Origin of the sequence: Sphingobacterium multivorum (assembly GCF_900457465.1) — a bacterium.
Lineage (GTDB): Bacteria > Bacteroidota > Bacteroidia > Sphingobacteriales > Sphingobacteriaceae > Sphingobacterium > Sphingobacterium multivorum.
This window is the reverse complement of record NZ_UAUU01000007.1, coordinates 1-10,227: the sequence shown is the minus strand read 5'-3', so window position 1 is coordinate 10,227 and position 10,227 is coordinate 1. Positions and strand designations below refer to the sequence as shown.

12 protein-coding genes and 1 pseudogene are annotated in these 10,227 nt (G+C 41.5%); 5 read left to right on the top strand and 8 right to left on the bottom strand.

Features of this window, described 5'->3' with window-relative positions; genetic code table 11:
• Positions 1 to 96 precede the first annotated feature (96 nt).
• The 4 genes from DTA23_RS08440 to DTA23_RS08425 all read right to left on the bottom strand — a co-directional run bounded on the left by DTA23_RS08440 (position 97) and on the right by DTA23_RS08425 (position 4,552).
• Positions 97 to 666: a RagB/SusD family nutrient uptake outer membrane protein gene (locus tag DTA23_RS08440; RefSeq protein ID WP_112374423.1), complete on the bottom strand. Its 570-nt coding sequence runs from the start codon at positions 664 to 666 to the stop codon at positions 97 to 99.
• Positions 667 to 670: 4 nt separating this feature from the next.
• Positions 671 to 1,156 (bottom strand): RagB/SusD family nutrient uptake outer membrane protein, encoded by a 486-nt coding sequence (locus DTA23_RS08435; protein ID WP_112374422.1) that lies wholly within the window; start codon positions 1,154 to 1,156, stop codon positions 671 to 673.
• Between the two features lie 95 nt (positions 1,157 to 1,251).
• Entirely contained in the window at positions 1,252 to 1,914 is a 663-nt protein-coding gene (locus DTA23_RS08430; RefSeq protein WP_112374421.1) for a hypothetical protein, read from the bottom strand.
• Between the two features lie 235 nt (positions 1,915 to 2,149).
• Positions 2,150 to 4,552: a TonB-dependent receptor plug domain-containing protein gene (locus DTA23_RS08425; RefSeq protein WP_112374420.1), complete on the bottom strand. Its 2,403-nt coding sequence runs from the start codon at positions 4,550 to 4,552 to the stop codon at positions 2,150 to 2,152.
• Positions 4,553 to 5,425: 873 nt separating this feature from the next.
• Here DTA23_RS08425 and DTA23_RS08420 point away from each other — a divergent pair.
• Positions 5,426 to 5,797 (top strand): helix-turn-helix transcriptional regulator, encoded by a 372-nt coding sequence (locus DTA23_RS08420; protein ID WP_112374419.1) that lies wholly within the window; start codon positions 5,426 to 5,428, stop codon positions 5,795 to 5,797.
• 1,253 nt (positions 5,798 to 7,050) lie between these two features.
• Here the strand turns inward: DTA23_RS08420 and DTA23_RS08415 are convergent.
• The 4 genes from DTA23_RS08415 to DTA23_RS30270 form a co-directional block, all read right to left on the bottom strand.
• Complete coding sequence (locus DTA23_RS08415) at positions 7,051 to 8,238, bottom strand: DUF1501 domain-containing protein (protein WP_112374418.1); 1,188 nt, start codon at positions 8,236 to 8,238, stop codon at positions 7,051 to 7,053.
• An 18-nt stretch (positions 8,239 to 8,256) separates the two neighbouring features.
• A complete protein-coding gene (locus DTA23_RS27080; protein ID WP_172462357.1) occupies positions 8,257 to 8,430 on the bottom strand; it encodes a hypothetical protein in 174 nt (57 codons plus the stop codon).
• A gap of 75 nt (positions 8,431 to 8,505) precedes the next feature.
• The gene (locus DTA23_RS08410; RefSeq protein WP_256603141.1) at positions 8,506 to 8,781 is read right to left on the bottom strand and encodes a DUF1800 family protein; all 276 of its coding nucleotides are present in this window, start codon (positions 8,779 to 8,781) and stop codon (positions 8,506 to 8,508) included.
• Positions 8,735 to 8,884, bottom strand: a complete 150-nt coding sequence (locus DTA23_RS30270) for a DUF1800 family protein (RefSeq protein ID WP_370445074.1) — start codon at positions 8,882 to 8,884, stop codon at positions 8,735 to 8,737. Before DTA23_RS30270 ends, DTA23_RS08410 begins: the two co-directional genes overlap by 47 nt.
• Before the next feature lie 126 nt (positions 8,885 to 9,010).
• Between DTA23_RS30270 and tnpA the strand changes: the two genes are divergently transcribed.
• The 4 genes and pseudogenes from tnpA to DTA23_RS28735 form a co-directional block, all read left to right on the top strand.
• Entirely contained in the window at positions 9,011 to 9,265 is a 255-nt protein-coding gene (tnpA, locus tag DTA23_RS08400) for an IS66 family insertion sequence element accessory protein TnpA (protein ID WP_112374029.1), read from the top strand.
• Positions 9,265 to 9,603, top strand: coding sequence for an IS66 family insertion sequence element accessory protein TnpB (gene tnpB, locus DTA23_RS08395; RefSeq protein ID WP_112374415.1), 339 nt, complete (start codon positions 9,265 to 9,267; stop codon positions 9,601 to 9,603). The genes tnpA and tnpB overlap by 1 nt, the downstream gene beginning before the upstream one ends.
• A gap of 49 nt (positions 9,604 to 9,652) precedes the next feature.
• Entirely contained in the window at positions 9,653 to 9,826 is a 174-nt protein-coding gene (locus tag DTA23_RS30265; RefSeq protein ID WP_172462356.1) for a hypothetical protein, read from the top strand.
• Positions 9,807 to 10,227 (top strand): annotated as a pseudogene (locus tag DTA23_RS28735) (transposase); the annotation flags it as partial. The gene DTA23_RS30265 and the pseudogene DTA23_RS28735, both read left to right, overlap by 20 nt.

Here is a 10,227-nt window from a genome sequence, read left to right as displayed (position 1 = left end):
TTAAAATGATATCCAGCAATTTTTGAGGATCTTTCTCCGTGATGAGGTTAAACTGAGACTTGACCCAGCGAGACCTGCGTAGCCTATTGAGATCCATTAAAGCGGAATCGACCTTCCTGTCCTTACGTAACCTTCGGCACGCGAGATCAGAATTTCATCTACGGCCAGACCACTGAAAGGGGCCTGATTGAGCTGACCGTCATAATTTCCTTTGTAGGAATAGGTTCCGTCGGCATTTTTAATAAAGAAAACCGCTTTCCGCAGATCGGAATCGTCATATTTTTCCATCAGCGTACTATCCAGTTTCCATCGTGTCCGGGTATACGTTGCACTGCCTACAGCAATAGCCTGGAAAATCACCTCCTTATTGAATCTTGCTATGGGACTATTGCTTGCAGCGTTGAGCGTTTCAAAATCCAGCAGGTCAGATTTTTCAAGCAGACAAGCGTTGGCATATTGTACAGCTTTTGGATAATCCTGCAAGTAAAGATAGATGCGCGCCAACAAAGCATTGGCGGCAATCTTGGTGGGACTAGAAAGCACATTTCCAGTAGCTGGCAACAATATTGCCGCGTCATTCGCATCCTGCAATAGCTGCTTATAGAATTCGCCTATCGTCGACCGTTCCACCCGGTCCTCAATATTCGGCGTTTTCCGGTACGGAATAGCTTCATTGTTTTATATTTGTACCATTGGCTAACGGTATCGGCACAAATAATTCAGCCAGCGCAAAATGCGCATATGCACGAAAGAAAAGAGCTTCACCTTTTAATGTTTTGGATTGCTGTGTTTCATCCAGGTTTTTCAGCACGTCCAGCACCTGATTGGCCACATACACTTTTTTATACTGTGCGGACCACTGCGTGGCTGGAGGAGTAATGTCCGTGTTCCAAATAAACAGTTCCTTATCCTCAAGGATGGAAACAGACTGCCAATTGGCAGTGGTCATCATAAAATTGTCCGATGCCAGTTCGCCTATATAGGGATAGCCCTGATTAAGGACACTGTAATTATTCAAAAGAGCATTGCAGTCTTCTAAAGTCGTGGGCACAGCCTTGCGCAGATCGGGTTTTATATCGAGATACTCCTTACAGCCGAAGAATACTGTAAAGAGCGAGATCCATACTGCTGCCTTCAATAGATTTATTTTTTTCATCTGTATAAATTTATTTTTCAATTGTGATGAAGCTATCAGATTTATTCATTCACCAACGTATTTGAATAAGTAGTGATAGCTTCATGATAGGTTCGTTAAAGTGAAATATTTAACCCCAAGGTATAGATAGCCGGTAAAGGAATTGCCGTACCATAATCGGAATCTATCCGATATTTTGTTTTCTTCCACAGCATCAGACCTATATTGTCCGCATTTAAAAACAAGGATGCTTGCCTCACTCCCGGTATTTTACCTTTAAGGTTGTACTCAAGATTGATATCCTTCAGCTTGACGGCGTCCCCACGCTCAACCAGGGCATCCGAGGCCTTATAAAAATTCTCCATCGCCAGGTTGAGCGGATAGATAAAAGCCGGCACATCCGTCGTGCGTTCATCACCCGGCTTTTGCCAGCGTCTATCATAATCCTCATTCGATATCCAATAGTTTGCAAATGCCAGCGCACTCATCCCTGTGCGCCTAAAGAAAAATTTGAACTTATACTGTAGGGTAAATGACAGCTTAAAATCAGCTATCTGGACAGTATTTCTCAAAAAACCATTATAGAGCGGTATAGCTGACCCCATAAAACGCACATCCTCTATCGATACCGAGGTTAGCTTGGAGTAATCCTTGCTTACCTCACCATTGAGGTATCCTTGCGGCGCACCTGTTTCGGGATCAAGGCCGGCAAAGCGATAGGCGTAGATAGCATACAGATCATTGCCGACAATAGGATTGGGCACAATTCCGTTGTCCATATAGCTTGATACGGACGTAGCCCTATAGTTGTATTTTTTTGTAAAGTTCCTATTGAAATTAATGATCCAGTCGGTTGACCATTGGAAGCCTCTGGTTTTTAATTTACCGATCTGATGGAAGCTTCCAATCCCCTACTGACAAAGCTGGCAACATTGAGCACCTGATTATCAAATCCGACAGTGGGATCCACATTTGCCCTTGCCACGATATCTTTACCCTCTTTGTGGTAAAGATCTATACCCCAGAAATACGCTGATTGCGGGAGGCAAAGTCAATCCCAAAATTCAGTATTCCTACACGTTCCGCCCGGTATGTGGGATTGGGTGGATTGACCATATATCCAAATGGTAAGCCTGTGATACTGTTTGTACCGCCATATTCCATGGTCGGATAAGCAGAATAATCATTTACAGCCTTACCATTATAACCGTACGTCATCCTTAGCTTGAGGTATGGCAGAAAAGAAATTTTATAGAATGGCTCCTGCGAGATATCCCAGCTCAGTCCGGACGACCATAGCGGCTGCCATTTGTCATTTGTCGATACACCAAAGAGATTAGAAGCATCCTGTCGGGCACTGGCACTCAGCACATATCTATTTTTGTAGGTCAGCGAAGCATTGGAAAACACAGATAAAAACCGTTGCCTATATTCCTCGAGCATGATCCCATTTGGGATAACACCCGATCCGGCGAGTCCACCCAGCAGCGGAAATGTACTAAGAAAGTCGACAGGCTGGTAGTTGAGTGTCTTCCTATCGTATCCATACAATCTACTGCCATCGATCCTGTTCTGCAGATCTTTTAGTTCAGCACCCAGGATGCCGCTGATACGAAAAAGATCTCCTTTGCCAAACGGTCTATCGAGCTGCGCATTCACACGCAGATTATTGGCATGGACCCTTCCATCCTGCATGGTATAAATATCACCGATCGGGATAATGTGTTTCAGTCCCGCAGCAGGTGAATATTGGGAGAATAGATTAATATAGTTCTGTGTAAAATACGACTGCAGACCCTGCCAGTTTGTAACTTTATTTGTTGACTCCTGATATTGGTAGTTCAGCATAAGCTGCAGATATTCATTGATTTTAAACTGCCCGCCCAGATTGAGCAAGATATCGGTTGTGGTATTCACATTTTCACTAGACTGCAATTCGTTCCCAAGGTTGTACTTTGCCGGCAGCAGCTGACCATTAAAAAGCGTATCGATAAAAGAACCTTTAAACGTCACTGTTTCCAGGTCTCTAAAATTTCCGCCGTCGTCCACTAAGCTGATATAAGGGTAATTGGACCTCCCATCGCCGGAATACAAGGCACCATATGCTATTGAAGACTCGCTACCAAGGTTCCTTGCGCTGCTACGGCTCATTACGGTACTCAAATTTAGCTGCAGGCGATCTGTCGGCCGTGCATTAATGGCGGCACGAACGTTATAGCGGTCATTGGAAGAGGACTTCAACGAATTGAGACTTTTGTTATATCCTCCAGAAGCTACAAAATCCATGAGACGATTTCCACCTGAAAAATTAACATTGTACTGCTGATTGAATCCCTTTCGGTAGATGTATTTCAGGTAATCTTTTCGGACATCCTGTGCTGAAAAAACAACTTTCTGACTGTCATAAGTATCCTGATCAATAATGTTCCTTTTCAGCTGGTCCCGGAGCTGCACAATTGAAGACAAGGTACGCTCGGGAGCATTCAGCTGCCAGTCGTAAAATCCTTTATCAAAAAGAAACTCTTCCATTTCGATAAACGAGCGGCTGCTCGCATCAGGCCTATAGAACAGGTCCGGTTTTTCTGTCATTTGCAGGTTAATATTAGCATCGACCTTTGTTGTTCCATTTGTCGCACCCTTCTTTGTTGTCAGGACAATGACACCATTTCCGGCCATTGATCCCCATATGGAAGCAGCCGCAGCATCTTTGAGGATCGTGACACTTTCGATATCGTTGGGGTTGATATTCATGATATCCCCTTCATAAGGAAAATTGTCCAATACGATCAATGGGCTCGCCTTGCCATAGAAAGTCGTGCGTCCTCGCAGGCGCATCTGCTGCATCAGCGTGCTTGCTGTAGATCTTTTATCAAAAATAAATGACGGAGAAAGCCCTTCCAGACGAGACAGAATGTTTGTTGATTTATTGATATTGAACTTTTCTCTATTTATCAGTTCAAAACTGCCTGTTGAGCGCTCTTTGGGGATCTGCTGGTAACCTGTGGAGACCACTTCGACCTCTTCCAATTGATTTTCCAGCGGTAACATCTTAATCATCAATGATACAGCAGCCGAGTATTCGGTCTCAAGAGGCTTATAGCCCACATAGGTAAATTTGACCTTTCCTTTAGGGCTCTTTACCCGTAGGTTAAAAGAGCCATTCCCTTTGGATGACACCCGGAGCTCCTCTGCCCCGATACTTACCGATACACCCTGTAATGGCCTGCCGTCAACAGCTGAAATGACAGTCCCTTGCAAAATAAAATCTGTAGGCCCATTGGCCCCGCTGTCCTTGCGGGGCGTCTGGGCCGATAAACTAAACATAGAAACTAAACATAGGATAGATAGCAGGGCACTATATATACAAGTTTTCTTCGGATCGGGCAAGAGCATTCCTGCCCTAAAAAAATGAGTCATTTTTTTAAGTTTTAATGGAGCGGCCCAAGCAGAGACAATCCTGTCCGATCGGAATCAGCAATTTCATCCCAGGGTTCTGACCTGAGTCACTCCGGTAAATAACTAGAACTATTAATAGGTCTTCGGGCGCGGTGCAGGACAGTTACACGTGATTTGATATAGACGATACCGCATCCGATATAATATAAAAAACCGACCTTATATATAGATAATCTATAAATGTAATTTTCTAAAGTTTTGCTTTTGAATTGCAAAATCCCTACTTTTAAAGTGCGAATAAAAAAGAGAAGGGCGCTGTGCAATATTGGGGCATAGAACTTAGAAAAAGTACAGGTCGGCAAAATCAGCAGTGGCGGTGCTATCGGTAAGCCTTTGCAGGCTTTAGTATGCACAATCCTCTACCGTGGTAAAGGACATTGCTGATTTTAAGCTTTTGAGAGGCTATTCAGGCGGACAATATTTGTTTTTGAAGAGCAGCATTACTGCAAGCTGGTTCAGCTGATCCTTGATCTGCCTCCCTGCTGTATACGTGATTGACTCAATTAGCTTCATAATCTAACATTTGGTTAACAAAAGAGTCTCGAGGAGGGAAATTAGAAGAGGATGTCTAAATATAAAAGAGGCGAGCCTCACTATCTTCCACTGAACATCGGGCACGGCAAAGAGCCTTGACACAGTTTCCAATAGAGAGTGCTCGCCCCTCCTTGTTGTAAAGATACAAAAAGCTTAGGGGGTTCGCAAACCCTACGTCTCGTGTCATTTGAAATTTGCCGTTTCGATATTCGAGACTAAATCAGATTAACTGATTATGATACAATATAATTAAATAAATTTTTTTAACAAAATATTTTGTAAAAACAACAAATAAAATTGATGAACATCGGACAGAAGATAAAGGAAATAGCAGATAAAAAAAACTTGTCGCAGAAAATGGTTGGTGATCTAATAAATGAAAAGCAGCAAAATGTTGGAAATGATTATAAAAAATCCTCTCTTTCCTTTGATAAACTATTAATTTATTCAAAGGCATTAGACCATAATTTCATACAATATTACTACAACGACGAGCCATTTAAAAGCTATAGAGAAGAAGAATATAAACAATGGGATGAAAAAATCAATTCTCTAAAAGAACAATTCGATCAAGCCAACCGATTAATCTCTATGCAGGAGGAAACAATACAAACACAAAAAGAATTGATTTATACTCAGAAAGCGTTAATTGAATCTCTATCTGGTAAATAATAGCATTGTGAAAATTTATTGCACGACTATACGTATCTAGTGATCAATTCTCCGACAAAAGATCAAACGGAGTTTGCAAAATTTATCTAAGGTATTAACCTTTCTGCAGATGTGACCACATCTGCAATTAGAGCCTGTGGCAGTCTAATAACCAGAATTCGAAATGCAAATGATGAAACCGATTTTTACCCCATTCAAATGCAGGCTATAGCAAAAGCATATCAATTTTAACCAAATCACCTTTTCGACTATTTCTATGGTAACGGCAATCGTCCAATAATTGGTTCATCTTAGGCAGTTCCCTTAAAAAATAAAAATCAAAAAGATATTAACTCCTATTTTAATTTTAAAAAAATATTCCTATCTTAGATATGCCGGTTGAAACATAGCATTTAGCCAAGTGTCCTAATTTATTAGGACACTTTAAAATCAAAAAGTTTTTTTTCATAAAAGTAATTAATATTTAAAATTGTTCCTCTTTTATCGATGATAAAAGAGGATTTTTTATTTAGGACACAGCATCTTTCAAGAATAAAAGCCACTCCCTTTGGGAAGTGGCTTCAATAAATTAAATAAATACAAACTTCAAACTACTCTATTACAGTTTCTATACTCTTTTGAAATATTTCTCACCATCAGGCTTGGCCATATTAAGCTTTTGACAGATTTAAACAATTGTAATTGCACTTAATGTCCTGTACACCATAACTAAGCAGCCATGATCTAAAATGAACAGGATCTAAGGGAGTAAAATGGATCACTTGACCAGATGTTAAAAGTAAGGAAAATAAGCCGGCGGCGGCGATAAACTTAATAATTTCACTAGGATCACAACCGAGCTGGAATATAAGATTGCATCCATAATAAATAACTACACCATTAAATAAGACGTTTTTTTTAGCGAAATAGTTTAATTGAAAATTTTACTTAAGTATATAATACTTTAAAAATAATAAAATTATTTTTATTTACTCATATGGATTAATATTTTTTATTAGCTTGGTTCGTTACTTGGCTTCCATAAGCTCTTTTTGTAAATATTTTAAATCTAAGCTTCGGATTAGCGCATCAGCTTGAGAACGGTTTCATCGACTTTTTTTAGAAATCCTAAACCATAATTGAGAAGATTGTGAACCGAGCTGGCTGGAATATAAGATTGCACCCATAATAAATAACTACACCTTTAAATAGGTCGTTTTTATGCAAAATAGGTTAATCAAAAATTTTACCTGTTCACTGGACTCACCGTTCTCTCATATAAAGTCATAGATACCATTTTTCCAGCCCAGAATTCTCCTATCGTCCGCCTTGAGCCAGTTTTTCAATACAGTTGCATAGACTTTACGGAAGTCTTCGGTATAGATGAGATCGCCATCTTTAAGATGCTGCAGATCAGGCAGTGCATTCAATAATCCCTTCTTCTTTAGACCACCTGAAATAAAAAACAGCTGATTAGCAGTTCCATGATCGGTTCCGTTACTCGCGTTCTGAGCCACCCGCCGCCCAAATTCGGAAAAAGTCATCAACAGCACATCGTTAAACAGTCCATTTTCTTTTAGATCGTGTACAAACGCCCTCACCGCATCATTAATAATCTTAAACAGGTTCTCCTGCTGCTGCTTTTGATTGACATGTGTATCGAAGCTCCCGATCTGAAGATAATAAACTTTGGTGTTGATATCTGACTTGATAAGAGAAGCTATGGTCTTAAAGTCCTTTGCCAGGGCCGAATCGGGGTATTGCATCTTATTTGCTTTGGTTTTGCTTTTATCAAAGATATAAGCTGCATTATTGATGGTTGAGCCCAACGTCTGGTAAAGATATTCTACGGTTTCGTCATCATGACGATGTGCTTGATGGATAAATTTAAAGTACTCATCGCGACTTGTCTGATACATTTTCTTGGGATCTTGAAATGCAAAGGCTTTGGACTTGTTCCCTTTCATCGCCAGGCTCAGCATATCACCGACTTCGAGTGCTTGTGTGGGATGTTCGCATTGGTAACAAGCCTCATCGAGATATCTGCCTATCCAACCGCTTTCAAGATATTCATCGCTCCTACTGGCACTCTGCCAGATATCCATACTCCGAAAATGAGATTTATCAGGATTAGGGTAGCCAACATTGTTCAGCACAGCGATCTCCCCACTATCAAAAAGTTCTTTAAAGAAACTCAAAGCAGGGTTTATACCGGCCTCGTCCGTCAGAGGCAAAGCATCATGGACCGCAATCACCTTTCGTTCACGAAAATAGATATCGTTTCGTACCGGAATAATTGTATTAAGCCCATCATTCCCTCCGTTGAGCTGCAAAACCACCAATACTTTATTATCCTTTCCAAGTGCTTCGGGCAGAGCCATCGCCTTCAAGAAATTGGGAAGCATCAAAGAAGCTGTAGCCAGAGAGCTCATTTTTATAAAATCACGCCTTTTAATAATCATAGCTATATTTTTTAAAGGTTAGCAAAGCTGATATTCGGGCGTGCTCATGACATCGATGATATCCGTGCGGACACGACCATCCGAGAATCGCTGGAATACCTTATGGCCTTCGGCCCAGCTTTTTTGTAAAATGATTTCGGAAACATTTCTACCGGCAAAAGAAGCTTCTACCTTGCTCCAATCAATACTCATCTTGGGGTCTTTGAATGTGCTTGTTAGATTCTGTTTTGAGGAAGTCCCATTTCGAGGTCGTCATCTGGCCGGGTTTCAGATCGAGCGCCTCAGACCAGTCCATATTTGCGGCATCTGCATACGGAGCAATAGTGTAGAGCTATCGATCCAGGATCTTCCTGATGGCCATCCAGCCACATTTGGCGGATAGAGTAGCATCTGGCCCAATAGCTTCTGGTAAGTAATCAAATTTTCGGGAACACCTACTTTCATATCCAATATACGCATCATGCCCACCATTAATTCGATGGGCGACTTAATCTTGCTACCCATATGTTCTTTTTTGAAAAAACCAGGGCGATGTGAATATATCTTCGAGCAAGGGCATTATCTCATAACCCGTAGCATACAACTTTTCACTTAAACGATGAATGAGCTTGTCATCTGCTTTTTCATTGACAAAAAAACGATAGATTTTAGTTGCAATAATTTAGCTGCAGCAGGTTGTTCCGTATCCATTCTACCAAGTACATATTGACTTAGGTCGGCTCAGTGGTTAGCTTTGCTGTTATGAACAACCTTCAAGAAAAAACGTGAGCGTATGCTGTCTATGATAGCAGACTGGCAACAGAGCGGAAAAAGCAAGAAAGCGTATTGCACGGAAAATGGGATCAAGGAAGCGACTTTTTATTATTGGTTTTCGCGCAGTAAAGAAAATGACACTACCGGAGGGAACTTTATCACAATCGACAACGCGCCCCGAAGGAACGATGTTGAGATTATCTATCCCAACGGTGTGCGTATAAAGGTCGAAAATGATCTTGCCCTTGTATCACAGCTGATCCGTCTGTACTGATGTTTGCACTGGGGTCATCGCACCGCTTTTATCTTTACGATGGGTTTTGCGATATGAGAAAGTCATTCGACGGGCTCTGTGGATTGATCAGTTCGGGGATGGGTCGTCAGGCTACCAATGGTGAGGTTTTCGTATTTCTGAACCGTAGCCGTACGCATATGAAACTGCTGCACTGGGAACAAGGAGGCTTTGTCCTTTATTATAAGCGTCTGGAGAGCGGAACATTCATGCCGCCGAAGGTAAAAAACGGAGAATTGTCCTGGAGCGACCTGTTACTGATGGTCGAAGGGATACAGGTGGTAAAAAGTATTCAAAAAAGACGTTTTTCTTTACCTTAAAAATGGACTTAAAATAGGAATAAAGGTATCTTTTGAGTATCTTTAGGGTATGGAAACAGCACTGGAAAACCTATCAAAAGAAGACCTTCTGAAAATGGTTTCCAGTATGTCCAAACAGAATGAACTCCTCCATCAGGAGCGTGAGATTCTTTCACAGGAGCGTGATTACCTGAAAGCTCAGGTGGAGATGCTTCAGGCGTATGCAGTTCGGACAGAAGCGTGAGCGCTTTGAAGGCGATCCTGATCAGACGATGCTCCCTTTTAATGCAGAGCCTGCTGAAGCAGAGCAGCAACAGGAAGAAATCAAAGAAAAAGATCGAGTATGTCCGTAAACGTCCCAATCATAAAGGACGCGCTAAATTACCTGCCCATCTCCCTGTAGTCGAGATCGAGATACACCCTGAAGGAGACCTTTCCAAAATGGTCTGTATCGGCAAGGAAAATTACCGAGGAACTGGAGTGCGAGCCTGCAAAGTTCTATATCAAACGTTACATCCGTTATAAATATGCAGCTAGAAACGGAAATGGCGTATCCATCGCCGAACTGCCTGAACGGGTCATCGATAAAGGAATTGCAGGGCCGAGCTTACTGGCGATGATATTGGTAGGTAAATATCAGGACCA

Coding starts and splice junctions, on each gene's coding strand:
- DTA23_RS08435 (WP_112374422.1), bottom strand. CDS start 1,156: ATGAAAAAAATAAATCTATTGAAGGCAGCAGTATGGATCTCGCTCTTT.
- DTA23_RS08430 (WP_112374421.1), bottom strand. CDS start 1,914: ATGGACAACGGAATTGTGCCCAATCCTATTGTCGGCAATGATCTGTAT.
- DTA23_RS08425 (WP_112374420.1), bottom strand. CDS start 4,552: ATGACTCATTTTTTTAGGGCAGGAATGCTCTTGCCCGATCCGAAGAAA.
- DTA23_RS08420 (WP_112374419.1), top strand. CDS start 5,426: ATGAACATCGGACAGAAGATAAAGGAAATAGCAGATAAAAAAAACTTG.
- DTA23_RS08415 (WP_112374418.1), bottom strand. CDS start 8,238: ATGATTATTAAAAGGCGTGATTTTATAAAAATGAGCTCTCTGGCTACA.
- DTA23_RS27080 (WP_172462357.1), bottom strand. CDS start 8,430: ATGAGTATTGATTGGAGCAAGGTAGAAGCTTCTTTTGCCGGTAGAAAT.
- tnpA (WP_112374029.1), top strand. CDS start 9,011: ATGCTGTCTATGATAGCAGACTGGCAACAGAGCGGAAAAAGCAAGAAA.
- tnpB (WP_112374415.1), top strand. CDS start 9,265: ATGTTTGCACTGGGGTCATCGCACCGCTTTTATCTTTACGATGGGTTT.
- DTA23_RS30265 (WP_172462356.1), top strand. CDS start 9,653: ATGGAAACAGCACTGGAAAACCTATCAAAAGAAGACCTTCTGAAAATG.